This window comes from Pseudohongiella acticola (genome assembly GCF_001758195.1).
GTDB lineage: Bacteria > Pseudomonadota > Gammaproteobacteria > Pseudomonadales > Pseudohongiellaceae > Pseudohongiella > Pseudohongiella acticola.
The window spans coordinates 1,172,786-1,198,682 of the sequence record NZ_MASR01000001.1 but is presented as its reverse complement, the minus strand read 5'-3'; the positions used below and the strand labels follow the sequence as shown (position 1 = coordinate 1,198,682).

Annotated in this window: 24 protein-coding genes; 10 read left to right on the top strand and 14 right to left on the bottom strand. The window is 55.9% G+C overall.

Features of this window, described 5'->3' with window-relative positions:
- The first annotated feature begins 42 nt into the window (after positions 1-42).
- Positions 43-549 carry an Lrp/AsnC ligand binding domain-containing protein gene (locus PHACT_RS04950; protein ID WP_070116175.1) on the top strand — a complete coding sequence of 169 codons (507 nt, stop codon included), beginning with the start codon at positions 43-45 and terminating at the stop codon, positions 547-549.
- Positions 550-679: 130 nt separating this feature from the next.
- Positions 680-1,447: a class II aldolase/adducin family protein gene (locus tag PHACT_RS04945; protein ID WP_070116174.1), complete on the top strand. Its 768-nt coding sequence runs from the start codon at positions 680-682 to the stop codon at positions 1,445-1,447.
- A gap of 6 nt (positions 1,448-1,453) precedes the next feature.
- On the opposite strand, the gene PHACT_RS04940 is transcribed toward PHACT_RS04945, so the two are convergent.
- Complete coding sequence (locus PHACT_RS04940) at positions 1,454-1,684, bottom strand: DUF2835 domain-containing protein (protein ID WP_070116173.1); 231 nt, start codon at positions 1,682-1,684, stop codon at positions 1,454-1,456.
- A gap of 53 nt (positions 1,685-1,737) precedes the next feature.
- On the opposite strand from PHACT_RS04940, the gene PHACT_RS04935 reads away from it, so the two are divergent.
- Entirely contained in the window at positions 1,738-2,166 is a 429-nt protein-coding gene (locus PHACT_RS04935) for a YqaA family protein (protein ID WP_070116172.1), read from the top strand.
- 16 nt (positions 2,167-2,182) lie between these two features.
- On the opposite strand, the gene PHACT_RS04930 is transcribed toward PHACT_RS04935, so the two are convergent.
- From PHACT_RS04930 to PHACT_RS04915, 5 genes are all read right to left on the bottom strand, one after another.
- A complete protein-coding gene (locus PHACT_RS04930) occupies positions 2,183-2,875 on the bottom strand; it encodes an aspartate/glutamate racemase family protein (protein ID WP_070118160.1) in 693 nt (230 codons plus the stop codon).
- Between the two features lie 94 nt (positions 2,876-2,969).
- A complete protein-coding gene (locus PHACT_RS04925) occupies positions 2,970-3,890 on the bottom strand; it encodes a sirohydrochlorin chelatase (RefSeq protein ID WP_070116171.1) in 921 nt (306 codons plus the stop codon).
- Between the two features lie 85 nt (positions 3,891-3,975).
- Positions 3,976-6,234, bottom strand: coding sequence for a TonB-dependent hemoglobin/transferrin/lactoferrin family receptor (locus PHACT_RS04920; RefSeq protein WP_070116170.1), 2,259 nt, complete (start codon positions 6,232-6,234; stop codon positions 3,976-3,978).
- Between the two features lie 180 nt (positions 6,235-6,414).
- Positions 6,415-6,582, bottom strand: a complete 168-nt coding sequence (gene hemP / locus PHACT_RS15980) for a hemin uptake protein HemP (protein ID WP_083264353.1) — start codon at positions 6,580-6,582, stop codon at positions 6,415-6,417.
- Between the two features lie 163 nt (positions 6,583-6,745).
- Positions 6,746-7,282 (bottom strand): DUF924 family protein, encoded by a 537-nt coding sequence (locus tag PHACT_RS04915; protein WP_070116169.1) that lies wholly within the window; start codon positions 7,280-7,282, stop codon positions 6,746-6,748.
- A gap of 144 nt (positions 7,283-7,426) precedes the next feature.
- Between PHACT_RS04915 and PHACT_RS04910 the strand changes: the two genes are divergently transcribed.
- The 3 genes from PHACT_RS04910 (at position 7,427) to PHACT_RS04900 (ending at position 10,679) form a co-directional block, all read left to right on the top strand.
- Positions 7,427-8,908 (top strand): hypothetical protein, encoded by a 1,482-nt coding sequence (locus tag PHACT_RS04910; protein WP_070116168.1) that lies wholly within the window; start codon positions 7,427-7,429, stop codon positions 8,906-8,908.
- Positions 8,905-9,927 (top strand): M14 family metallopeptidase, encoded by a 1,023-nt coding sequence (locus tag PHACT_RS04905; RefSeq protein ID WP_070116167.1) that lies wholly within the window; start codon positions 8,905-8,907, stop codon positions 9,925-9,927. The genes PHACT_RS04910 and PHACT_RS04905 overlap by 4 nt, the downstream gene beginning before the upstream one ends.
- A 185-nt stretch (positions 9,928-10,112) precedes the next feature.
- On the top strand, positions 10,113-10,679 hold the full coding sequence (locus tag PHACT_RS04900) for a superoxide dismutase family protein (protein WP_070116166.1): 567 nt from the start codon (positions 10,113-10,115) through the stop codon (positions 10,677-10,679).
- 66 nt (positions 10,680-10,745) lie between these two features.
- On the opposite strand, the gene PHACT_RS04895 is transcribed toward PHACT_RS04900, so the two are convergent.
- The 6 genes from PHACT_RS04895 to speB all read right to left on the bottom strand — a co-directional run bounded on the left by PHACT_RS04895 (position 10,746) and on the right by speB (position 17,514).
- Positions 10,746-12,497, bottom strand: a complete 1,752-nt coding sequence (locus PHACT_RS04895) for a pyrroloquinoline quinone-dependent dehydrogenase (RefSeq protein WP_070116165.1) — start codon at positions 12,495-12,497, stop codon at positions 10,746-10,748.
- A gap of 162 nt (positions 12,498-12,659) precedes the next feature.
- Positions 12,660-13,526, bottom strand: a complete 867-nt coding sequence (locus PHACT_RS04890) for a hypothetical protein (protein WP_070116164.1) — start codon at positions 13,524-13,526, stop codon at positions 12,660-12,662.
- Between the two features lie 296 nt (positions 13,527-13,822).
- Positions 13,823-14,137 (bottom strand): hypothetical protein, encoded by a 315-nt coding sequence (locus tag PHACT_RS04885; RefSeq protein WP_070116163.1) that lies wholly within the window; start codon positions 14,135-14,137, stop codon positions 13,823-13,825.
- Between the two features lie 2 nt (positions 14,138-14,139).
- Positions 14,140-14,514 carry a PH domain-containing protein gene (locus PHACT_RS04880; RefSeq protein ID WP_070116162.1) on the bottom strand — a complete coding sequence of 125 codons (375 nt, stop codon included), beginning with the start codon at positions 14,512-14,514 and terminating at the stop codon, positions 14,140-14,142.
- A gap of 48 nt (positions 14,515-14,562) precedes the next feature.
- Positions 14,563-16,509 (bottom strand): biosynthetic arginine decarboxylase, encoded by a 1,947-nt coding sequence (gene speA, locus PHACT_RS04875; protein ID WP_070116161.1) that lies wholly within the window; start codon positions 16,507-16,509, stop codon positions 14,563-14,565.
- A gap of 57 nt (positions 16,510-16,566) precedes the next feature.
- Positions 16,567-17,514 (bottom strand): agmatinase, encoded by a 948-nt coding sequence (gene speB, locus PHACT_RS04870; protein ID WP_070116160.1) that lies wholly within the window; start codon positions 17,512-17,514, stop codon positions 16,567-16,569.
- A gap of 407 nt (positions 17,515-17,921) precedes the next feature.
- Here speB and PHACT_RS04865 point away from each other — a divergent pair, with 407 nt between their 5' ends.
- On the top strand, positions 17,922-19,271 hold the full coding sequence (locus PHACT_RS04865; RefSeq protein WP_083264352.1) for an efflux RND transporter periplasmic adaptor subunit: 1,350 nt from the start codon (positions 17,922-17,924) through the stop codon (positions 19,269-19,271).
- A gap of 30 nt (positions 19,272-19,301) precedes the next feature.
- Complete coding sequence (locus tag PHACT_RS04860) at positions 19,302-22,424, top strand: efflux RND transporter permease subunit (RefSeq protein WP_083264351.1); 3,123 nt, start codon at positions 19,302-19,304, stop codon at positions 22,422-22,424.
- A gap of 30 nt (positions 22,425-22,454) precedes the next feature.
- Here PHACT_RS04860 and PHACT_RS04855 read toward each other — a convergent pair whose 3' ends face one another.
- Together PHACT_RS04855 and PHACT_RS04850 are read right to left on the bottom strand one after the other, a co-directional pair.
- Positions 22,455-23,096, bottom strand: coding sequence for a carbonic anhydrase (locus tag PHACT_RS04855; RefSeq protein WP_070116158.1), 642 nt, complete (start codon positions 23,094-23,096; stop codon positions 22,455-22,457).
- Between the two features lie 55 nt (positions 23,097-23,151).
- On the bottom strand, positions 23,152-24,276 hold the full coding sequence (locus tag PHACT_RS04850; RefSeq protein ID WP_070118158.1) for a PQQ-dependent sugar dehydrogenase: 1,125 nt from the start codon (positions 24,274-24,276) through the stop codon (positions 23,152-23,154).
- A gap of 221 nt (positions 24,277-24,497) precedes the next feature.
- On the opposite strand from PHACT_RS04850, the gene PHACT_RS04845 reads away from it, so the two are divergent.
- Positions 24,498-24,911, top strand: coding sequence for a copper resistance CopC family protein (locus PHACT_RS04845; RefSeq protein ID WP_070116157.1), 414 nt, complete (start codon positions 24,498-24,500; stop codon positions 24,909-24,911).
- Between the two features lie 8 nt (positions 24,912-24,919).
- Complete coding sequence (locus tag PHACT_RS04840) at positions 24,920-25,864, top strand: CopD family protein (protein ID WP_070116156.1); 945 nt, start codon at positions 24,920-24,922, stop codon at positions 25,862-25,864.
- Positions 25,865-25,897: the final 33 nt, after the last annotated feature.

Below are 25,897 nucleotides of genomic sequence, written 5' to 3'. Positions count from 1 at the left end.
AGTGATAATCACTGCAAATGTTTATAACAACGGGAATAAAGTGTGAAAACTCGCAGAGCCTCCAGTCGCGAGCTGGATAAGATCGATCGCCAGATTCTGCGCATCCTGCAGCGCGAGGGGCGAATCTCATACGTCGATCTGGGCGAACGGGTGGGTTTGTCGACAACGCCCTGTATGGAGCGGGTCAAACGACTGGAGCGGGAGAAATTCATTATCAGCTACGGTGCCCGGCTTAATCCGCACAAACTGCAGGCAAACCTGCTGGTCTTTGTCGAGATCAGCCTGACCACCAAGTCTGCCAGTATCTTTGAAGACTTCCGGCGTGCCGCCATCAAGTTGCCGCATGTGATGGAGTGCCATCTGGTGTCCGGCGATTTTGATTATCTGGTCAAGGCCAGAATTTCGGAGATGGCGTCATATCGAAAATTGCTGGGCGATATTCTGCTGAAGCTGCCTGGCGTGCGCGAATCAAAAAGTTACATTGTCATGGAAGAAATCAAGGAAACCCTGGAGTTGCCGGTGCCGGATGACACGCCGGAAATAGTTTAGCAGCGCGCCGACGCAAGTGGACGACAGACTATTCCGTTGAGCTCAGCCCATACAGACCAGAAAATGCTGGAAACCGTCGGCGCAAAACGCAACAATTGCGATCAGCAAGTTTCTGATCTGGAGAAGACCCATGAGTGCCAATCCCCAAGACCTGTTTTCCGCGCGTCCGGATAATGTCAGCGATGAAGAATGGCAAGTTCGTATCGAACTGGCAGCGGCCTATCGCCTGGTGGCGCACTTTGGCTGGGATGATCTGATATTTACGCACCTGTCTGCGCGTGTGCCCGGTGGCGATCATCACTTTCTGATCAATCCCTATGGACTGATGTTTCATGAAATCACGGCCTCGTCGCTGGTCAAGGTCGACAAGGAAGGCGAGATCCTGTCCGACAATGGCTACAAGGTGAATCCAGCCGGGTTTACCATCCACAGTGCCATCCATATGGCGCGTGAGGACGCCGGCAGCGTCATGCACCTGCACAATCACGCAGGCACGGCGGTGTCAGCACAAAAAGACGGTCTGTTGCCAATCACCCAGACCGCCATGCTGGTGCATCCGCGCATTGCCTACCATGACTACGAGGGCGTCGCGCTGAATCTGGAAGAGCGTGAACGCATCGTTCAGGATCTGGGTGACAAGGACATCATGATACTGCGAAACCACGGCACGCTGACGCTGGGCAAGACCATACCGGAAGCCTTTACGCTGATGTATTTTCTGGAAAACGCCTGCGAGAAACAGATTCGTGCCCAGGCCGGTGGTGAACTGTGTTATCCGTCCCAGCAGGCCATTGAGACCACACGTAAACAGTCGCAGACATTGCCTAAAGTGGCGCCGTTGCTGTGGCCGGGATTATTGCGCACACTGGATGCCAAGGATCCTGGCTACCGCAATTGAGTGGCATCAGAGTTTGCCAACCTGCGAGACTGAGATCAGCTTGTTGTTTTCGTCGAGCTCCAGCTTGAAGCTGCCTGCAATGCCGTTGTGACTGATAAAACGCTGCAGGATTGATGTGGGGAATTGCACGCGCCGTCCGTCCCGGGCATAGCAGGAGACATGGCGCGCCGAGCCTTGATAGTGGCGCAGGAACTCATCGGCACTGATGCGCAGGTCAACAATCAGGGTGCGCGACATAAAAAACCACCGGTCATTGCCGTGCCTGAATTCCCAACTGTATAGAGTGTCACGTGTCCTACCTTTCGCTTTTTGTTACCGGTTTTCTCGCCGCTACGTTGTTGCCGGCTTCATCCGAAGTGCTGTTGCTGGCGCTGTTTCAGCAGGGCCTGTCGCCGGCCCTGCTCTGGTTATCGGCGACGTTGGGCAACACCCTGGGTTCTTGCGTGAACTGGTACCTGGGACGCGAAGTTCTGCGTTTCCAGAACCGGCGCTGGTTTCCGGTCAGCAGCGATAGTTTGCAACGAGCACAACGGCATTTCAAGCGTTATGGCTACTGGAGCCTGCTGTTTGCCTGGTTGCCGGTGGTCGGTGATCCGCTGACCTTTGTCGCCGGCACCATGCGTATGCGTTTCAGCCTGTTTCTGGTGTTGGTGTTGCTTGGCAAGGGCCTGCGCTATGCCGTGATTCTGTTGCTGGCGGCACGCATCTTTGCTAACTAGTCTTGCCCGTGCGTTTTCATTCAGCAAGTGCCATGGCGATGGCTTCGCTGGCGTGAATAGCGGTCGTGTCGTACAGGGGCACCTGAGTGTCCGACTGACGGATCAATAACGCGATTTCGGTACAGCCTAGAATGATGGCCTGGGCACCGTTGTCTGCCAGCCGTGCAACTATGTCCAGGTATCGTGCTCTGGAGTCGTCTTTGATGACGCCCAGGCACAGTTCAGTGTAGATCACATCATGAACCACGTTACGGCCATCATCGCCCGGGACAAGCACGTCGATTCCCTGTGCCTGCAGGCGTTCCCTGTAGAAGTCCTGTTCCATGGTGAACCGTGTGCCCAGTAGGCCCACCCGGGAAACGCCGTCGGCTAAAAGTACCCGGGCTGTGGCATCAGCAATGTGCAGCACCGGGATATCAATACGGCGCTGAATCTGCGGCGCCACCTTGTGCATGGTGTTGGTACAGATCAGCAGAAAATCAGCGCCGGCATGTTGCACTGACAGCGCAGCGTCGCCCAAAATTTCTGCTGTCTGTTCCCATTCGCCCCGATGCTGAAGTGACTCTATCTCCGCGAAATCGACACTGTATAGCGCAATCTTTGCTGAGTGCAGGCCGCCGAGTCTGGCCTTGATGCCCTCGTTGATGGACCGGTAATAACTCTGTGTCGATTCCCAGCTCATGCCGCCGAGCATGCCAATCGTTTTCATCATTCGTTCCCCCTGCCAGTACGCAGGGAGCATAGCCGCTAACACTCGACGCGTCCAGCCGACAGGGGAAGGGGAATGGATGGCCTGCCACAGGTTATTCCAGAGTGCGTATCTGCCTGGCTATCCAGTCGGCGACCGCAGGGTGTGGCACCAGACCGGTTTCATCGGCGACATAGTCAAGACCTGCCAGCACATCAGCGTAAGGACCAAAACCATGAACCCGGTAGGGGATGACCAGGGCTTTGCGTCCGGCGGCATTGGCGCTTCCGACATAATCACGGACGATCTGTTGCGCGGCGTCGCGTTTTTCCGGCCAGTCTTCCCGCAGGGTAGCAACCTTGACAGCATTAAAATTGTATCCACTGCGTAAACCGGCTGCCCGTTCATTGATATACTGCAGCCAGCGTTCGTTCTCAGCATCATCGCCGGGGCCGTGTGCAAGAATCAGCACATCCTCGTTCTCCGGATTGCTGCTAAGCGCCATCACCCGATCGACCAGAACCTTGTCCATTTCAGGCGCTTCAGACAGACCTTCCTGGCTCAGTCGAAAGCGGGCATCGCTGTCCACGCGCCAGAATTCCATACGGTGGCCCATATGCTGCGCTTCGGTGTCATGATTGCCATGCTCACCATGCATTTGTGGGTCCGGTTCTGGTCGCTCCGGCGCTCCTTCCTGCAGGCCCAGAATCTGTCCGGTGCGCTCGAGCCAGCTTTCGCCGCTGATAAACAGCCGCACTACGCCAATGTCGGTGACGCCACGCGATTCCAGCTTGCTGATGGCTTCCTGCAATGAATAGGCATCAGCCATACCAAACGCGATTTCCAGATCATATTGTCGGCTCAGTGGTCGCAGCATGTCGGTCACGCCCTCGTTCCAGGCCTGTGGTCCGCCATGTGCCATCACCACGACACCGAATTTGCCTTCACCAACCTGGCTGACGTTCTGCGCGTGAAGGGCGGTTGCCTGCATCAGAAAACACCAGGTGGCCAATGAAATACCCCGAATAATTGTCATCACAAAATTCTCCTTGCTGCCCGTATATTGGGCAGCGTTGCGTTAGTTGGATTATCTGGTTTAGATATCTGGTTGAAGTATCGGCCTAGAATGAAAAATTGACTGCGAGCCGGGCGTTTGTGCCCGGTGCCTGACGATCGGCGATGGCATCGGCGTCGTCGGCGCTCAGACCGCGAATGCGACTCCAGCGGGCGTATTGCGCATCGAACACATTAAAGACACCGAACCGGATACTGGCGCTGCGGGACAAATGATAATGACCGATCAGGTCGAAAACCTGATATGCCTCGCCGGTAATCTGATCATCGGCAGCGACACGGCTTTTGTTGCCGACCAGGGTGGCAATGCCTTCAATGGCCCAGCGATCGCTACGTTGATAGCGCAGACCACTGACCAGTGTGACAGGGTCCACCGAGTTCAGCGCCGTGTCACTGGTTTCGTCGTGGCCCCTGGCCCAGGCCAGCGAGTTGCGCCATGATAGTTGTGCATTGAGCTGCCAGTCATACGTGGCCTCGGCGCCATAAATTCTTGCCTCACCGACATTGCTGTCCTGGAACAGCATGATGCCGTCCTGCATGCCAACCAGTGCGCTTTCGATGAAATCTTCATAGTGGTTGTCGAACAGCGCGAGGGTGAAGCGGCCGGAGTCTGTTGTGCCACGCAGCCCCAGCTCCATACCTTGGCTGGTTTCTGCTTTCAGGTCCGGGTTGGGAACCGTGGCATAACCATGGCCCAGGTTGACAAAGGCTTGGTTGGCTTCATCAAAGTTTGGTGGCCTGAACCCTTCTGCGTACTGGGCGAAGGTCGTCAGGTTGGCATTCAGCCGGTAGATCGCGCCCAGGTTATATGACACCTTGGTTTCGTCAAATTTGCTGATCTCAAAACCACCCCAGTCGGAAATGTCGCCGGTTCCGGTGAACAGGCTTTCGGTGTCCGGGTCCATCTGGTAGCGGTCATAGCGCACGCCGGGAATGACAATAAGGTTCTCGTCCATGAGAGCAATTTCATCCTGAAAAAATAGCCCGCTGCGCACCGTGCGTGTATCCGGGAAAGTCTTGTTGGGAAAGATTTCCGGCGGTGCCATTGGGTAGCTGGGAATGGCACGGCTGATTGTGCCGGTGCTCAGGTCGGTATCAAAGCGGTCACGGGGACGTTCGGTTTCGGTCTGTTCATGGCTGATGCCGTAGACCATGTCGTGTGTTGTGTTGCCCAATGCCAGACTTTTGCCGGCAATGATCATGCCGCTGATTGTGTCCTGATTGAACTCCAGACTGGTGAAACGTTCGGCCTGCGTACCGCGGAAACTGGCTGGATTCCGCGGATTTACAAAGGCGTAACTGGTCCGGGTCTGCCCGGTCTGCTGGTCGGCATTGGTACGCTGACGATGCAATCGTGTACTGAGATTGTCCACCAGTGAGGTTTGCAGTTCCCAGTTGTGCATCAGGCTGATTCGTTGTCGACTTGTAGTGTCTGTGCCAACGGATCGGGACACGCTGCTGCTCAGTTCACTATCGAGCTGAGTGTCTATTTCACGTTCGCTGGCATCAATGGCAATGCTGAAAGACTGGCTGGCTGAAGCTTCCCATTGTGTTTTCCAGAACAGGTTGTTGCTGTTGCCGTCCTGCGGATTGAGCGAGCCGGAACCATTGACGTCCTGCTCTTCAAAGTCCCGACGGGTCAGTTGTAGCACACTGCCGAGTCGGCCCGACTGACCGGCAATGGTTGCGCCGAGTTTGCCCTGATTGTTGTCGCTGCTGCCAGCGGCCCGTAACTCAGTGTGCAGGCCCTGACCGGGTGCCAGGTAGTCCGCTGCGTCGCGCGTTCTCAGCAACACAACGCCACCGAGCGCGTCGGCACCATATAACACTGAAGCCGGGCCACGGATGACTTCGACAGCTTTCAGGTCATCAACTTCAAACCCGTCTTTTCCATAAGAAGAAGGCCCGGCCGCGTACATGTCGGTGCTGCGCACACCGTCAATGACGGTCAGTACCCGGTTGCCACCGATGCCGCGAATACTGAAACCTTCATCGCCACCGCGAGCGGCACTGTCCATGCCCAGTCCCGGCTGGTAGCGGATGACATCAGCCAGGCTGTCGGCCAGTGTCTGCTTTATTTCCTGGTCAGTGATTACGGACACAGTGCCCGCAATGTCCTGAGCGCTCCGTTGCAGATAGGTCGCCGTGACGAGCACCTCGTCAACAGAGTCACTTTCCTGAGCATGGGCCGAGATGGCGCCGCCGAGTAATGGTAGCAAGGGCAGCAAAGGCATCAGCATGCTGAGCGTTTTGCGCCCGCATGGAATATGGGGTGTTGCTGATAAAATGATTGTGGGCATGGGCATGGGCATGGCTCTCCTGTAAAAGAGAGTCGGGCTGGCTGCCATGCTTGACGCAATCGGGTGGCTGGCTGGACTCGAAGTCGCTGCAATGAGGGGATCACAGCGTAGGTCACACTTACTTGGTTAAAATAGTTTCTTGGCTAAAATAGTTTCTTGGTCAAAACAGTTTCTTGGTCAAAACAGTTACTTGGTTAAAATCAGCTTGCCGCTGGCAGTGATGCGCAGGGCGTAGTGTTCGCCATTATGTTCAATGCTTATGATTCTTTGGCCTTTGAACAGGGCTTTACTGCTGATAGCGGGTTCTGTGGTGCTGACGCTGGCGTTGGCCGCCTTGTGACCGTGTTCGGCCATGGGTTGCGCTCCTTTTTTTCGATTATCGTTATGTCGTATTGTCAGGATCAGACACCCGGACGTGCAGCGGATGCTCTGCCAGAAAATGCATGATAAAAGCTAAAAAGCTAAAACGCAAATAAAAATCATTATCATTCGTATTGTGTTGGACTAAGCATCTTGATCAGAATGATGAACCCGGCTGCTTCAGGAAGGCCAGCTCTTCTGTTGTCGACTCACGTCCCAGGATGGTGTTGCGGTGTGGATAACGACCGAAGCGTTCAATGATTTCCTTGTGTCTGATCTCAAAGCTCAGGTTTTCCGCGATGCCGTTGCGGGTATACAGCTCAATGGCACGTTCGTGAATAAGCAGGGACTCACTGTGCATGTATGGCATATACAAAAAGCTGCGCTGTATCGGGCTTAGCTCAGCGTCGGCGCCCGTTGCGACAGCTTCCTGGGCGAGTGCCAGCGCCAGTGGATCGGCGCTGAACGAGCGCGGTGTATCGCGGAACATGTTGCGCGAGAATTGGTCCAGTACCAGCACTTCGGCCAGGCGTCCGTGGGCGGAACTGCGCCAGGAATACAATTCACAACAGCTCGCCTGCGCATGCAGGTCCGCGAAGCGCGCAACAATCATCGCATCAAAGCTCGCGTCTTTTTTCCACCATTGTGCTGGTCTAATTTCGTCGAACCAGAACGTCAGAATGTCCTCAGGCATGGGATGTCCTCGTTTTTGCAGCGTGAGCCAGGCTAATGTGTCGGATCATGTTATTCTGAAGCCATAATCTTGCCATTACCACAACATCAGCAGTCAAAGCCTCAGGATACTGTCAGGCCCGGGGCCCGGAGAAAAGGAGCACTGATGGGACAGGCCACCGAGCGAACAGACTTTGACGAAGAGGATTTTACCAGATTCCGTGACCGGCTTGGCAGCAACCTGAAAAGCCTGGAAACGCTGTTGCAGACGCCAGGATTCGGCGACGGCCCGGCATCATTCGGGGCCGAGCTGGAACTGTATATCGTCAATGCACAGGGCCGGCCGCTGCCCATCAATAAGGAGATACAGCAGGCACTGGCGGACGATCAACTGACGCTGGAGTTGAATCGCTTTAATCTTGAATACAACTTCAGTCCGGTGTTGCTCTCTGATAACTGCTTTCAGAAAACCGAAGCGGAAGCGTTGACGGCCCTGAAACGGATCAATGCCTGCGCCGAACGCTGGCAGGGAAGTGTTTTTCCTGTCGGCATTCTGCCAATGTTGCGGCCAGACGACCTGGGTCGTTCGGTGATGACGGACGAGCCGCGCTATCATGCCCTGACCGATGAGCTCAGGCGCATTCGCGGCGGCCCGTTTGATATCAACATTCAGGGCGAAGACAAGATTGATCTGAATATGGAAGATGTCACGCTGGAAGGTGCCAATACATCGTTTCAGGTACACCTGAAAGTGAAGCCCGAAGAGTTCGCTGATCTATACAATGCCATTCAGCTGGTAACACCCCTGGTGATGGCCATTGCTGCCAACTCCCCCTTGTTGTTTGGCAAACGCCTGTGGCATGAAACCCGGGTGCCGCTTTTCAAGCAATCCATTGATTGTCGTCGACCTGACCCGCTGCATCCTCGCCCTGCGCGTGTCAATTATGGCAACGCCTGGGTTCGACATGGCGCCCACGAGCTGTTTGCGGAAGCGGTTCGCCTGTACCGGCCCATTCTGCCGGTGTGTAGTGATGAAGATCCGTTTGTGGTGATGAGTGCCGGAAAGGCGCCACAACTGAGCGAACTTCGACTTCAAATGGGCACAGTCTGGCTCTGGAACCGTCCGGTTTATGATCCCGCCGATGGCGGGCATCTGCGTATCGAAATGCGCACACTCCCCGCGGGCCCGAGCATCAAGGACATGATGGCCAACTCGGCGCTACTGATCGGCCTGGGACGATTGTTACAGACGTCAATGCGTGAGCTGATTCCGTCGATTCCATTTGACTACTGTGTGCGTAATTTCTATCGGGCTGCAGAGAAAGGGCTGGCGGCAAAGTTGATCTGGCCCTCAACCAGCCAAAGCGAACCGGAATACCATTCGGCGGCCAGTATTTTGGCACGTCTGCTCCCCATGTTGCCGCGGCAGCTGTCAGAAATGGGTTTTGTTGACACCGATTTCGCACCCTTGCTGGACATAATCGGGGACCGACTGGAGAGTCGACAGACCGGCGCCCAGTGGCAGCTTGACAGGTTCGCCCGGTTGCAGGAAACACTGACATCTGAGCAGGCGCTGCTTGCCATGCAACAGGAGTATCAACGCAACAGTCTTGATAATATACCGGTGTCGCAATGGAGCCTGACATGAACGTGCCAAAGCTGCATGTCTGGCGCAATCCACTGCCGGATACTTTTGCCGGATCATTGCCTGAGTTTCTCGCAGAGTTGCCGGGACCCACCCATATCCAGTTGTCGGGCCGCGACGCCAGTCGCTGTCGCGTGGTGGTCACCTTGCTTCACGGCAATGAGCCTTCCGGGGTCAGCGCTGTGCACGCGTTATTGCGCCAGGGTATTGAGCCGGCGGTGGATCTGCATATTTTTATTGTGAATGTTGATGCGGCGCGGGCGCCGCCGTTATTCTCGCACAGAATGCTGCCGGGCGAGCGAGATCTGAACCGTTGCTTTAGGGCCCCGTTTGACGACAATCCGCAAAGCCAGCTCGCGCGGACACTTCTGGACTGCTGGCAGGCACTGGCGCCCGAAGCGCTGATTGATATTCACAACACCTCCGGTCTGGGACCATCGTTTGGTGTGATCACAGCGATTGATCCGGCGCACGAAGCATTGATCAGCCTGTTTACTCACCGCGTCGTGATGACGGATCTGGTGATGGGGTCGGTGATGGATCTCAGTGGTCGCTTCTGTCCTGTCGTCACCATTGAATGTGGTGGTGCCCGCAGCGAGGAGTCCGATCGCACAGCGCTGATTGGCTTGACACAGTACGCCAGTCTGACGACAGTGCTGGATCTGAATCCCAGCGATGTCATTATGGATTATTTCCATCACCCGCTGCGGCTTGAGTTGTTGCCGGGCGCCCTCATTGGCTATGGTCGTGAATTACCAAAGGAGCTGGGTGTCACGTTATATCCCGATCTGGAGCAACTCAACTTCAACTATGTTGAACCGGGCACGGAACTGGGTGGCATCAAGGGTGAGCTGACGGAGGTTCTGCAGGCCAAGAGTAGCGACGATACTGAACGCCTGTTGCATTTCTTCTACGTGGATCGGGGTCGCTTATACGCGCGCGTGCGTATGAAATTTTTTATGGTTACCAACAATCCCGAGATAGCCCGCACGGATTGCCTGCTTTATTTTGTGCCTGCATGAACATCCTGGCTGTGCTGGTCGTGATTTGGCAACTGCCCGGCAGATCTCTATACTGTGGTTGACGGTGCCTGTATTGACAGCGACAGATTTTGAAATAATCGCGCGATAAATCAGGCATTTGGATCAAAGATTCAGATGCGGTCAATACGGGCGATGAAGCAATCATAACATGGAGTGTAGTGTCTATGATAAATCTGAAACCCATAGTAACCAGCGTTGCCCTGGCAACGGTCCTGGGGGCCTGCAGTCAGGAATCTGACGTCGTTGGGACCAGCGCCGCGGTGGCATCACAGGCTGATTCATTCTCCGAATTTGTTGCCGTTTTGCATTCGACTGATGGTAATGATGTTGAAGGCGTGGTGATGTTTTCCAATACTGAGGAAGGTGTCAGAGTAGGGGCACAGGTCAGTGGTCTGGGCCCGATGAGCTCTCACGGTTTCCATATCCACCGGTTCGGGGATTGTCGGGCGGCGGATGCCAGTTCTGCTGGTGGTCACTTTAGCCCGGATGGCATGCCACACGGTGCGCCGGACGAAGAACGAAGTCATGACGGTGACCTGGGCAACCTGATTAGCAATGGTGCCGGTGTCGCCCAGACCAATGAGGTTGACCCGGACTTATCATTTGCTGGCGAAGACTCCATACTGGGCCGTGCAGTTGTGATTCATGCCAGTGCCGATGATCTGGAGAGCCAGCCCTCCGGTGACGCCGGTCCACGCGTTGCGTGCGGCGTCATCGGTGTCGCCAGCTGACTGTCATATCCAAACAGTCTGTCATCCAAACAGCCTGGCAGCCAGCTGGCAGCCAGTCACAGCGTGTCAGTCTAGTGCGTAAACCACCAGTGCGGCGCCGCTGTTCTGCAGTTTCCCCATTGGGCCCTCAGCGCCGCCGGTCATGGCGGTAACAGCGCCCATGAAGGTGCCGGCGTGGATGGTGGGCTGGCCAATCACCAGCGCCACATGCTGTTTACCGCCAGCCATGTAGGTGATGGGGAACGAGGCCGGTATGTCGCCGGTACTGGTTTGCCAGAGCACCTCGCCGGTGCTTTCATCCAGCGCCTTGAACTGGTGATCCAGGGTGCCGCCAAAAATGACGCCGCCGGCCGTTGCCACGATGGCCGTTGTCGGTGGCGCCATTTCGCGAAAGTCCCACAACAGTTCTCGGGTTTCCAGATCGACGGCCTGCAGTCGGCCAAATTCGCCCTCACGTCCCGGTACCGGTGTTGGAATCAGTGAGGCGCCCGTGGACAGAATGCCCCCCTGGCCGGTAGGTCCGCCGTTCATGCACATTTGGGTGATGGGCAGGAACAGTATTTTGCTGTCAGGGTTGATCGAGCTAACCTGCCAGTTGCGTCCCCCGGCGGCAAACGGACATACCAGTTGCGAGATCTCGGCGCTGGGTGTGGCGTTGGGATTCATGGTTTTGACGCCGGTAACCGGATCCACAGACTTCACAACATTCTGCAGACCCATGTCCATGGAGTACAGGTACTCGCCGGTGGCGGCGTCCAGCACGTCGTACAGCGCCATTTTGCCGGCGGTGATGATCACTTTGCGCATGTCACCATTAACGGGCAGGTAAACCGGTTGCCGCTCGTAGGTCCAGTCCAGATCCCATTGGTCATTGGCAACATGTTGAAAGTGCCAGACCAGCTCGCCAGTTTTTGGGCGCAGGGCCAGCGTCGAGTTGGTATACAGCGCGTCGCTGGTGACACCAGGCGCACCAGTTGGATTTAACAGGGGCGCCGTGTCGTAAGTGGGAGCGGTGCCAAAATATACCAGGTCGAGTTCAGTATCATAGCTCGGTGGCATCCACACCGAACCACCGCTGCGCAGGGCCAGTTCGAGTCCGTTCCAGGTCATGTCGCCGGGTTCGCCGGGACGCGGGATGGTATAAAAACGCCAGGCTTCCTCGCCGGTTTCCACATCCAGGCCAATGATGAAGCCACCTTCGGGTACCATGGTGGCATTGACCCCCTGAATCACCATGCCATTGGCAATAATGGGTGTCGCTCTCAGCGTGTGACCGCTCCGGCCGGTGCTCACGTCAGCAACCGCGTGGTTCCAGATAATGTCACCGGTTTTTGTGTCCAACGCCAGCATGCGCATGTCGTTGGTCGGCATGATGACCTTGTTGCCATGCAGGGCGATACCAAATTTTGAACTAGGGCCGGCGCCCTCTGCCAGTGTGTGTTTGTAGGACCACAACAGCTCACCGCTGCTGGCATCCATTGCCATCAAAGTGTCATTGGCGTTAAGTAGAAACATCACACCATCGTGCACCAGTGGCGTCGGCGTGCTGGAGCCGGGCCCCAGCGGCACCCGAAATGCCTCATTGAGGTCAGCGACGTTGCCCTTGTTGATCTGGTCCAGCGGGCTGAAACCGTAGGCGTCCAGCGTGCGGCGCCACATCAGCCAGTCCTGCGCTGGCGGATTGCTCAGCATGGCGTCTGTCACCGGTGTCAGAGCCTGCAACAGGGCTTCTCCCTGATCCTGTGCAATGGCGGGGATTGTGGTCAATGTCAGTCCGGCGAGTATGCCGATGCCGGCCGCCCGTTTTACGCTCTTCATATGTTCTGCCCTGTACGGCGCGAATTGTCGCGCCTTTTTTATTGTTTAGTTCTTATTTTTTTGCCTGGTGTAGCGTTTTTGACTGCTTTATGTGTCTTTGGGTTTATAACGGAATTTGCCTGGCTGTTGTAGTGCTGACTGACACTTTTGCGATGACCGGTACTACCTGACCGCCCGATTGTTTTCATGGTCCCAGGTGCCTTCTTCAACACGCGCACCGCGCAGGACATTGACCAGCCCATAGTTGCCTTCATGGCAGGCGTATTCAAACAGGTCGCCGTCGGCACGGAACATCGGAATTCGGGCTGTCACAGGGGCTTCGAAGGCGCTGTCGTCCTGAACCGTGAACTGGTAATCAACGCGGTCTTCACCTACCCGGGTGAAGCGCTCCACCAGTAGTTTGTCAGCACTGACACCGACGCCGGAAAAGCTCTGTGTCTTGTTGTTGAAATTGCGTGTCTCCACCACCAGAGTGTCACCGTCCCAGCGCCCCCGGGAATCGCCTGTCCACTGGGTTATCTGCTCGGGAATATATGGTCGGTTGTCCAGCGGTACGATACGTGACTCGTGGATCATTTCATTAAAAATCACCACGTGGTCTTCGGTCTGGAACAACTGCACATTGTTGTTATACAGACTGGGCTCAAACGGGGGCACTGAATTGAAACCGAGCAGGCAGCGTTCTGATAAACCTCTGTCTTCGGGCCCATCCTTGCCGACACCGCCAACCGTGAAGCGTACCGGACGTTCACCGACCGAGTCGGGTCCCAGGCCACCTGTTGCAACAGGCGCGCCAGGTACAAGAGATGGCAGACGGCCATTGGCAGGCTCAACGATGAGTGATGTGCGCAGGTTGTAGTCAAGCGGGTTGGTCTCCAGCCAGAAGTCGTTGTAACCGCCAATGGTGCCGCCGATGATGTTGGTCAACTCGACGCCGGCTGCTTCGCGATCCAGCCGGGCCTGTTCCTGGGCCATGACTTCTTCCATGGTATAAAATTCGCGATCTCCCAGCGCTGCTGGGCGTTGCATGGGTATGGACGAGCTGAAATTCCAGACGCCACGCAATGCTGGGTGGCCCCACTCGGTGCGAGGGGCAGTGTATTGCTGAGGGGTATTCGCCGCAGTTGCGTCCGGAGTATTCGCCGAGGGCGCGCTTTGAGCGTAAAGCAGGGAGGGGGTGAGCAAGCTAACAAGTGCTACAGCTAACGATCGGTTCTTCATAATCGAACTCCTTCGCGTGTGGCTGTTCAGGGTATTGTTGTTTTTGGTCGCCGGGTCAATTGCAGCATAGCTATTGCACGCTGGCAAGTAACATATGGCTACTCTCAGAATACCCAGGCGATCATCAGCCACAACATCACGAAGAAGGCGAAGAAACCCAGCAACATAAACTGGATTTCGCCAAGCAGGCCATCGCCTGCAGCAATGGCAAACACCACCAGCACCGCGATGGTAACCACAAATGCGATGATGGCGGCATCGCGCAGGCCCAATCCGGGGGCCAGGTAAAGAGCGCTGAACTCAGCCAGCGCGGGCATGGCAAACACCGCCGTGACTGCCAGTACCGCAACCAGAAGGATCAAAACGATTGCCAGTGCTCTGGCGTCTTTCTTGTCCTTGTTTCCGCTCTCGCCGACCATGTTCAGGCGTCCTGTTCCGCTTTGATCAACTCGCGCAGGTCGTGAGGGTCTGGCAGACCACTGACATCGATCTCCGGATCATCTCCGGCGGTGTAGATGGAAATTCTGCCGACACCAAAAATGCGGTTAAAAAAGGACTGGTAAACATTCACCGTGCGAATGCGGCTCACGTCCAGTTCAGTCCGGTTTTTACTAAGAAGCCCGCGCTCCAGTACCAGATCGTTGCCGATGAAATCGAGTCGGGTTGATTTGCACTTGAGGTACCATACCATCAGGATGATGATACCGACGGCGAGCGGTATCAATATGACTGCCAGAATGAATCCGAGCGGGTTGTTCCTGAACATGGCCGGGTGTTCTGAATATTTCTTTTGCATTGGGTTGTCCCTGTCAATAATAAAATACGGTTGTTGCCGTGAAGCATGTCAACGCACGACTTCCGTTGTGCAATAGGTGCTCTCATCCAGGCGTTTGGTGTAGTTGTTGAGAATCCGGGTGCCCTCCGCAGCCTTGATGACCCCGGCATTGATCTGCTTGCGGATCAATTCGCTCATGCGCCGATCAAGATCGTTGGGGAAGTACTGAACCTGACTGAGCATGTCTTTGATGCAGATGCCTTTTAGTGTCTCTTCGATCCAGAAATTGCCGGTTTCGTCTTCTTTGGCATAAACGTGCACTTCATCTACACGCCCCAGCAGGTTGTGGGCGTCGCCCAGTATCTCCTGATAGGCGCCGACCAGAAAGATGCCGATGTGGTAGGCATCGCCGTGTTTATGGGAATGTAGCGGCAGCCAGCTGGTATTGCTGTGACCATGCACGTACTGATCGATTTTGCCATCAGAGTCGCAGGTCAGATCGACAACCTGTGCGCGCCGGTCTGGCCGCTCCTGCAGTCGGTGTAGTGGCATCACCGGGAATACCTGCTGTATGGCCCAGTGGTCAATAATGGAATGGAACACGGAAAAATCACAGAGATACAGGTCCGTCAGCTGTTCCTCCAGTTCCAGCTGTTCAGTGGGGGGCGGTGTCAGTTGCGCCGCCGCCAGCTTTTGCAGGACTTCCCGGCAGGTACTCCAGTACAGACTGTCGGTGTGTGCCAGCTGGTCCAGTGTCATATAGCCCAGGCGCATGAGCTGATCCGCTTCTTCGCGCGCTTCACGGGCATCGTGATAGCACTCCAACAGAATCCCGGTTACGTCGGTGCTGCGTGCCTCCTCGTACGCTGTTTCCATACGGCTGACGACTGACGGTGAGTCGGGCGGTGTCTCATCATGCATGGGTGGGCTGTCGGGGCGGTGCACACCCAGTACCGGGACGACCAGCATGGAGTGATGCGCGGTCAGCGCGCGGCCGCTTTCCGACAACAGGGTGGGTACCGGCACACCGCGCTCGTCGCAGATTTCCTTGACCGCGTAGACCACAACATTGGCGTATTCGCGCAGGCCGTAGTTTATGGATGACTCCGGATTATCATAATCGCCACCATAGTTGACACCGAGACCGCCGCCAACATCCAGAAACTTGACTGAGACGCCGCGCAGGACCAGGTCGGCGTAGATCTGGGTGATTTCCTTGACTGCGCTGCGCAGGACCTGAATGTCAGAGATCTGACTGCCCAGATGGAAGTGCAGCAGTTCCAGACAGTCGCCCTGTCCCCGCTTCTCCAGAATTTTTACCAGCCGCACCAGTTCCGGCACGGTCAGGCCAAATTTGGAGCGTGCTCCGCCTGATTCATACCAGCGCCCGGCACCGCGGGTGTTGAGTTTTACCCGCACACCCAGGCGTGGTTTCAGTTCACGCTGGTCCGCCAGAATCATCAACTGTTCGAATTCCGAATATTTTTCGATGATCGGAATCACCTGCTGTCCCAGCTGTTGCGCATTAAGCATCATGGTCAGCATGACATGGTCTTTGACGCCGTTGCACAGCATCAGCGTGTCTGATCCGATCATCGGCAGGGCGGCCATCAGCTCAGCTTTGGAACCACACTCAACCCCGATATCGAACTCGCGCCCGGCCTCTATGACTTCGGCGACCACTTCCTGCAGCTGGTTAACCTTGATCGGGAAAATGCTGCGATAGACACCCTCATAGCCGGCGCCTTCGATGGCTTCGCGGAATTTGCGATTCAGGCGTTTGACACGTGAACTGATGATGTCCTGAAAACGCAGGATCAGCGGCAGTGTTGAGCCTTCGGCCAGGGCCTCGGCAATGACATCGTTAATATCAACACTGATGTCCATACCCTCAATGGGTTTAACGCAGACATTGCCTTTGTCGTTAATACTGAAGAAACCGTCGCCCCAGACATCCATGGCATACATCGTTTGAGCGTCGTCGAGGCTCCATGCGGGCGGTTGTTGTGTCGTCATGCAAAATACCTCAAAAGCGTTATGGGTCGTTGCCCCGAAGGCAACAAAAATTAAATCTCAGGATCTGGCAGCCTGGCACTCGGCATACAGCGCCAGTAGTTCAATGCCTATCTGCGCACCGGCCAGGGCTGTTAATTCGGCGTGATCGTAGGCAGGGGCGACTTCGACCACATCCATGCCAATGAGGTTGATACCACTCAGGCCGCGGATGATATTCAGAGCCTGGAACGACGACAGGCCGCCGGGGACCGGTGTACCGGTGCCCGGTGCAAACGCCGGGTCGAGACAGTCGATGTCAAAGGTGATATAGGTGGGTCGATCGCCGACTCTTTCCCGAATGCGTTTGACGATAGCGGCTGCACTTTGTTCGTGCACCTGGGTCGCCGAAACAATGTCGTAACCCAGCGTGTCATCATTGGTGGTGCGAATGCCGATCTGTACCGAGTGCTCGGGCAGAACAATGCCTTCTTTGGCAGCCCTGTAGAACATGGTGCCATGATTAATGCCGTTGCCTGAAGAGGGCCAGGTGTCGGTGTGGGCATCAAAATGAATCAGGGCAATCGGGCCGTGTTTTTTGTAATGCGCGCACAGGCTGGGATAGGAAATGAAGTGATCGCCGCCTAGCAGAAGGGTGGCCGTGTCAGTTTCCAGTATCTGGCTGACCCAGGTTTCAATGTGCTTGACGCTGAGCAGGCCACCGCCTTCATTATTCTCGCAGTCACCATAATCGACAACCTTCAGGGCCTGTAATGGATCAGTCTGCCACGGCCAGGGTCTCTCCCATGCCAGCGACATGGATGCGTTGCGAATGGCGCGGGGGCCGAGGCGGGCGCCGGAGCGATTGGTGACCGCGATATCCAGTGGAATGCCCATGACCGCGACGTCGATATCGCTCAGGTCACGACCAAAGGGGGTACGAAAGAAACTGACGGCACCGCCAAAGCTGTGTGAATTAACGGCACCCGTGCCGGGTTTGCCGGTAAAGGCGTTGTCCCAACTGCTCATAAATATGTCCTGAACCGCCCTGATCGGGGGTATTTAACCAAGTGTAAATGCATCGATATCCATGGATTTGCCCACGAATCAGCTCAAAGACCGACGGGAAACCCAATTTCACTCGTACAGGCTAACTTAAACTACCGGTGCAACTCTGCCAAGTGCAGTCACTGGGCAGCTGGAGGCCCGAATTGGGACGGAAATCTGGCAATAACCACAATCGTGACAACACTTGTAACACAATACTATGAACGGCCTGTAAAACAAGACCAGTGCCGGGTGTTAAGATGGATTAACAGCGTTGTGCTGTTTAATCTGCAAGACGCAACTGATTGATTTCACGGGCGCTTGAACTGATTGTGGGTAGCGTCCGTATTAAGCAGTCAAATCATTTTTCTTTATTTGGGCGTTCTCTCATGGCCACATCAGAGCAAAAGTCTCGACCGGTCCTGCTGGCATTATTGGCATCAACAGTGATTGCAGGGTTGGCAGCGTGCAGCCAGGAGCCGGCTGAGCCCGGCCGGGGCGGCAATACGGGTGGTCCCGGAGGCCCGGGCGGCGGGCAGCGGCAAATGACGATTCCTGCGGTTGAGGCGGTTCAGGCTCAACGCGGCGCCCTGCCATTGGAAGAGCGTCTGACCGGGCGGGTCAGTGCCCGCAACCAGACCGAGATCTATCCGGAAGTCTCCGGCCCTGTCACCGAGATCTATGTCGACAATGGCGATTACGTTAATGCCGGTGATCCGTTGGTACAGTTACGTGATTCGGAATATGTGGAACGCTATGAGCAGGCCGTCGCCGGGCTCGACATTGCGCGTGCGCAGACGAGACAGGCGGAAGCCAACCTGCAACAACTGGAGAATCAGGCGCGACGAGTCCGCGAGCTGACCGAACGACAACTTGAGACAACGGCCAATCTGGAAACCATTGAAGTGCAGGTGGCCGTGGCCAGCGCCAATATGGACCTGCGCGAAGCGCAGGAAAATCAGGCACGCTCGCAACTGGAAGAACGTCGCCTGGAGCTGGTCAATACCACAGTGCGCGCGCCCATCAGCGGTCTGGTTGGTCTGCGTAATGCCGAGCGTGGCCAGATGGCCAGCACGGGCACACCGCTGTTTCTGATTGGCGATGTTGATCAGGTGCGCATCGAGATTCTGCTGACTGAGCGCATGCTGAACTATATTCGCGAAGGCATGTCGGTGAATCTGTATTCAGAGAACTGGCCGGGCACCATGCTGGATGCTGATATCTCTCGGATATCGCCTTTTCTCGATCCGGAGACCTTGCGTACCGAAGCCTATATTGATATGGCCAATCCGGACAATCTGATGCGCCCCGGCATGTTCGTTAACGTTGATGTGCTTTACGGCGAGACCGAGCAGGCAGTGCTGATTCCCAACAGCGCCATTTATCGCCATCCACGCACCGGTGTTGAAGGTGTGTATGTCATGAATGCACCCGGTGAGGAACTGCGTCCGGTGGCAGATGTGGACGGCGCACCGGCAGTATCACCACCGATGCCGGTCAGTTTTGTTGCGATTGATGTGATTGCAGCTGGCCGCATGGCCAGTGGTGTTCGGGGTGTCAATGAAGGGCAGTGGGTCATCACTGTAGGCCAGAACATGCTGGTGGGTGCCATCAGCGAGGCACGCGCCCGATTGATGCCCTGGGATCGCATCATGGAAATGCAGCGAATGCAGAGCCGTGACATTTTCAACATCATCGAGCAGTCGCGCGAAGATCGTCAGGCCCTCTCCGACAGTTAATCCTTCGATTCCCAGACGGACAACAACATCATGGCGTTAACTGCAAATTCAATAAAAAGGCCCATTGCCACATCAATGGTGTTTCTGATCATCATCACTCTGGGCACCCTGGGGTTTCGTTATCTGCCGGTTGACCTGTTGCCGCCAATCGAAATGCCTGAACTTTCGGTGCAGATCAGCTATCCCAATGTCGGTCCGGAAGAAATGGAGTTGCTGGTCACCGAGCCGCTGGAAAATGCGCTGTCAACGGTGCAGAACGTGGAGCGCATGAGTTCGAACTCACGCGAGGGCAACAGCTGGGTGTCAATACGTTTTGCCCAGGGCACCAACCTGGACTCGGTCAGCAATGATGTGCGCGAAGCGCTGGATCGCCTGCGTCGGCAATTGCCGGAAGATGCCGACACACCACGCATCAACCGATTCAATCCTGATGATTCTGCCATTGTGGTGGTAGGTGCGCAGTCCAACATGGACCTGATGGACCTGACCACCGTGCTAGAGCGCGATCTACGGCGACGTTTTGAGCAAATTCCGGGGGTCGGCGCGATTGATGTCTGGGGTGGTATCGACAGCGAGATCCGCATCGAGGTTGATCGCGACCGGCTGCTGGCCGGCGGTCTGACCATGAATGATATTGTGCAGGCCATTGGCCGCGAGAGCAGCAACTCACCGGGTGGCAATGTGCAGCGCGGATTGAGCGACCTTTACGTGCGATCGCTGGGTGAGTACAGCACTATTGATGAGATTCGGGATACCGTTATTCGCACTGTCAATGGCGTCGCGCTGCGGGTTTCCGACGTTGCCGACGTGGAGTATGACCGCGCTGACATGGGGCGCTACGTGGAGATCAATGACGTTCCCATGCTGCGCCTGGGTATTCGCAAACAGTCTGGTGCCAATACGGTAGAAGTTGCCGCGCAGATTCGCCGCGAGGCCGAGCGTATCAATCAGGAACGCTCCGACATCAACATGCTGATCGTGACTGACCAGAGCGAGTTTATTCAGGATTCGATAGACAGCGTCCGTAACTCCGCCGTCTGGGGCGGCATTCTTGCTGTTATCGTGTTGATGGCGTTTTTCCGTAACGGTTCAATCACCAGCATTATCGCCGTTTCCATTCCCATCGCCATTGTGGCCACGTTTGCCTTGCTGTTCTTTGGTGGTCTGACGCTTAACCAGATGAGTTTCGGTGGTCTGGCACTGGGTGTGGGGCTGATTGTTGATAATGCCATTGTGGTGATCGAGAACATCGTGCGTCTGCGCCAGAACGGTGCTTCAAAAAAACGCGCGGCGCGCCAGGGCACTCGCCAGGTCACCGGCGCCATCGTGGCGTCAACCATTACCACCTGCGTTATCTTTCTGCCGGTGGTGTTCATGCAGACGCTGACCGGCACCATGTTTCAGGAGCTGGCCCTGGTGGTGGTGTTCTCGCTCGTGTGTTCACTGTTTGTCGCATTGACACTGGTGCCAATGCTGTCGAGCCGTTTCCTGAACGTTGTGCCTGACACTGAGCGTACCGGGCCGCTCAAAGGCAATGAGCGCTTCCTGCAGGCAGTGGAGGCACGCTACGAGTCGATACTGAGCTGGTCACTGCATCACCGTCTTGCCATTGTCGGGGCGACAGTACTATTGCTGGGAGCGTCGGTGTATGGCGTCAGGTATCTGTCTTACGAACTGGCGCCCCAGACTGAAGCCGATCAGATCAGTATTCGTATGAATATGGACGAAGGCACCAACATTGCCATTCTGCATTCCTACATGATGGAAATGGATAACATCGTTCAGGAAATCGTGCCCTGGGATGACGTGCTTTATTACACGCGCGATGTGCGCAACAGCAATGCCGAGATCGAATTTGCGCTGGTTGATCAGAGCCAGCGCAGCATGAATGCTGATGACCTGACCGACTATATCCGGGCTCGTGTTGAATCAGCCATACCCGGCATGCGCGTGCAGGTGCGCGCGCAGACAGGCATGTGGATCATGCGACGTATATTCGGCTCTGGTGGCGAAGACGCTGTGCAGATCGAGTTGCGCGGCTATGATCTTGATATGGCAGAAACACTGGCGCAGTCGATTCGTGATCGAGTGGAAACCGTGCCTGGTATTGCCGATGTCAATCTGAGTCGCCTGGAAGGGCGTCCTGAGCAGAATGTGCGGTTTGATCGTGAGCGTATGGCGAGTCTGGGCATTGGTGTAGCTGACGTCAGTCGTGCCATTCAGAGCAGCATTGGCGGTTCGCGGGCAGGTGTGTTCCGCGAGCAGGGCGACGAAGTGGACATTATCGTACGCCTGCGCCCGCAAGACCGCCTGAATGTTCAGGACATAGATAATATATCGGTGCGCGCTGGTGATGGTCAGGTGGTGCCGGTGTCATCTCTCGTTACCACGACCTATGATCGTGGCCCCACGGATATCCGCCGAATTAATGGTCAGCGTGTGACGTACATTAATGCCAATCTCGACAGCGGTGTTGCGCTGGGTGATGCCGTGCAGGCGATTCAGGCTGACCTGGCCACGATGAGTTTGCCGGACGGTTTTTCCATCGTTTATGGCGGCGAGTATGAAGAGCAGATCAAGGCGCAGCGCGATTTCATCATGGCCATTGTGATGGCATTGATACTGATCTATATGGTCATGGCAGCGCAGTTTGAGCGTTTCCTTGATCCGCTCATTGTCATGTTCTCGGTGCCGCTGGCATTCATCGGTGTGGTGCCAACGCTCTTGCTGACGGGCACCACACTGAATATGCAAAGCTTCATGGGGATGGTGATGCTGATTGGTATCGTGGTGAACAATGCCATCGTGCTGGTGGACTATATCAATCTGATGCGTCGCGAAGAACAGATGCCGGTGATTGAGGCCGTGGTGAAAGCAGGTCGTCTGCGCCTGCGACCCATTCTGATGACAACATTGACTACCGTGTTGGGACTGTTCCCACTGGCGGTGGGTATCGGGGCGGGCGCGGAAATGCAGGCGTCACTGGCCCGCGTGGTGATCGGCGGGCTTGCGGCGTCGACATTGATTACGCTGGTGTTTATTCCGATCGTTTATGTCGCCGCCAATGATCTTCGTGATCGCCTGGCAGCGCGTTTGCCTGGTCGCAAAGCCAGCGCACAGAGCAGTGCATCGACCTCATCAACATCCGCCTGACAAGGGGCGGATGTTGATGAGGTCGATCGGCTAGTCCGCTGAGGTCTCGTCCGATTCAATGATGGTCGAGATGGTGTCCTGATCGTGGATCTTTTTCAGCGCCCCGCTGTAAATATCGTAATGCCAGCCGTTCATCTTCAGAGTGCCGGCTTCCACCCGGCTGGCAATCCAGGGATATGTCATCAGATTGCACAACGAATATCCTACAGCGGTCTGTTCACAATGAGACAGGGTTTTGTCATCAATGGGGTTGTCCGGGTTCGCCAGTTTCGCCACTGGTGCCACGATCGACATCCAGCGGGAAATGAATGAGTCCTTTTCCATTTTGTCCTGACCCGTTACCAGCGAGCGAATACCACCGCAACGCGAGTGACCCAGCACGATAATCTCCGGCACTTCCAGCACTGTAATGGCAAACTGTAATGCCGCACTGGTGCCGTGATAGGAGCCCTCGATTTCGTAAGGCGGCACCAGGTTGGCAACATTGCGGATGACAAACAGGTCACCCGGCTCGGTATCAAAAATCAATGATGGCTCAAGCCGGGCGTCACAACAGGTTATCAACACATAAGAGGGGCGCTGGTCCTGAGCCAGCGCCCTGAGTCTGTCTTTGTTCTGCGCAAAATAACCTGCTTTGAAACGTTTGTATCCTTCCAGTAGTTTCTCGCTCATCCGTCTTCTATTTCCTGCCTGTTACGTTGATTACTTTTTACTTGTTAATACCCGCTCAATCAGCGGGCACCAGCCGCTTGATGCCTTCACCTTCAATGCCCAGGTAGACATAACCGTCCGGACCCTGACGTACCGATCGTACGCGGCCAATATCGGTCAGCAGATCTGTGCGGCGCAGCACGCGGTCGTCATGAATTTCCAGTAACTCCAGTTTGGTGGCGCGCAGAGCACCCACCAGCAGATGATTCTGCAGCTCCGGATAACGCTCGCTGGTGACAAAGGTGATGCCGGCCACGGCAATGGACGGATCCCAATACCAGATGGGCTGCTCTACGCCTTCACCGAATTTGGCTTCAGCCAGCGGCTCACCGTTGTAATTGATGCCATAGCCGACATAGGGCCAGCCATAGTTCTTGCCTGCTTCGGCAATATTGATTTCATCGCCACCACGCGGGCCGTGTTCGCTGGCCCAGACCTGGCCGGTGGTCGGGTTAATGTCGATACCCTGCGGGTTGCGGTGACCGTAGGACCAGATCGCTGCTTTGGCGTCATCACGGCCGGCAAAGGGGTTGTCTGAGGGAACACTGCCATCGGCATTGAGGCGGTAGATTTTGCCACCATCGCGGGTCAGATCCTGTACGTTGGTGAAGTGGTCGCCGCGGTCACCGATGGAGAAATACAGGTAGCCGTCGTTGTCAAAAATCATACGTCCGCCATAGTGCTGGCCGCGCATGGAATTCTCGGCGCCTTTGTACAGTACCTCCTGGTCTACCAACTGGTTGCCATTGAGGCGTGCGCGCATGATAGCGGTATTGCTGCCTTCGCCCGCGCCCTCCTCACTGGCGTAGCTGATGTAGAGCCAGCCGGTGTCAGCATAGTCCGGGTGCAGCACTATATCCAGCAGGCCGCCCTGGCCATTGGTGTGTACTTCCGGCACGCCACCCAGCGGGTCGCCGACTTGACCATTGCTAACCCGGAAGATATCTCCGTTTCGGTCTGTGACCAATATGTCGCCTTCGGGCAGCCATACCATGCCCCATGGCATCTGAATGTCGCTGGTAATCGTCTCCAGACTGTATTCTGGCAGGCCCTGAGCCAGGGCATTGTTGATAGCAGAAAAGGACAAAGCATAGGAGCCCAGCGTGATGGCGGCGGCGCTTAACCAGGTTTTCTTGTTCATGAACATTCCCCATATGAATTAACGTTGCTTTCCAACTGTACTGCATTGTATCGGACTACGTGTATTGTTTCAGCATGGATTGCTCGGTTGAAGGCATCGGGTGGCAGCATGCGACGAATTGTCACAGGCGATGTTAAGCGCGTATTCAGCACATCGGTGTACAATGTGGCTAAATTCGGATATTCATCCGTACACCTGATTATCAGTTTCAAGGAGTTACTATGAAAATATTGTCCTGGTTGAAAGCAGTCATGCTGGTCGCTATTGTCATGGTGCCAGCAGCTAAGGCCCTGGCTCACAATCAGCTGACCTCGTCGGCGCCCGGTCATGAGGCGGTAGTGGTGTCTCCCGAGCAGCTGGTGCTGAATTTTAATGGTGATGTGCGAATGTTGCGTCTGGCACTGGTCCACGGTGCCAGCCACAATATCGAGTTTGGTTTCAGCCCGTCGACAGACGCGCAAAGCATGTTCAGTTATGAGCTGCCCGATCTGATGCTGGGCGCCCATACAGTGAACTGGACAATCATTGGGGCTGATGGGCACACCATCACCGGGTTGTTCAATTTTGTGGTCAGTGATGGCGGCGAAGAGGCCGAAGTGCAGACGCACGAGCAAAACGAACATCACCACCACTGAGACCGGTTTTGAGCGCATCGCTGTGGGATATCGCCGTACTGCTGGCCAAATGGCTGTCGTACCTGGCCATGCTGGCAATACCGGGCGCTGTCTTTGTGGCCTGGTTATGCCGTCAGTTGTCTGGCGACAGACCTGATGTTGACAGGCGTGTGCTGTCCCACCTGTTACTGCCAGCGACGGTTTTGGGCATCCTGGCGACCAGCGCATTTTTTCTGTTTCAGGTGGGTGCCATCAATCAGCGTGGCGCTGGCGGGATGTTCGACCCGGTAATCGCGCAGATTCTGGCGCAGTCTTCGCTGGGTGACGGGCTTCGCTGGCGCCTGGCGGGTTTTTTCCTGGCGCTGCTGGCTGCAGGTCAGTGGTATATCGCGAAGTCCGTATCGACGGCAACAGCCCGGTCCGGAATCCTGTCTGCCTCTGTCACCGTGGCGCTCGCTGCTGGGGCTGTGCTGTGCATTTCCCTGTCCTTTGCCGTGCTCGGCCATGTCAGTCAGCTGACGCTGGTCAGTCGGCTGATGCTGGTGCTGCATATCACCGCGATCTGTCTGTGGACGGGGTCATTTGTTCCGTTGTATCTCCTGAGTCGCCCCGAGGTTTCCGGCAGACCGGAGGCTGATCGGCAGTCTCTGCAGCGTTTAATGGTGCTGTTTGGCCAGTCTGCCTGGGTTGTGCTCTGCGCGTTGTTCCTGAGTGGGCTCTGGTTAACATGGCAGCTGGTCGACAGCCCCGGAGCTCTGGTAACCACCGCTTACGGTCAATTGCTGACCTTAAAGTTGCTGCTGGTGGCCGGGTTGCTGGGCCTGAGCGCCAGACACAAGTTCATGCTGGTGCCGCAATTGATGCTGACAGGTGCATTGCGCCTGCGTCGCTCGATTGCTGGCCAGATTGGGCTGACCATCCTCATTTTGCTGGTAACCGCGGTGTTTACGACTCTGACCGGTCCTGCCTCCTGATACGCGTGTAAGATTTTTCTGTTGCCACACTGT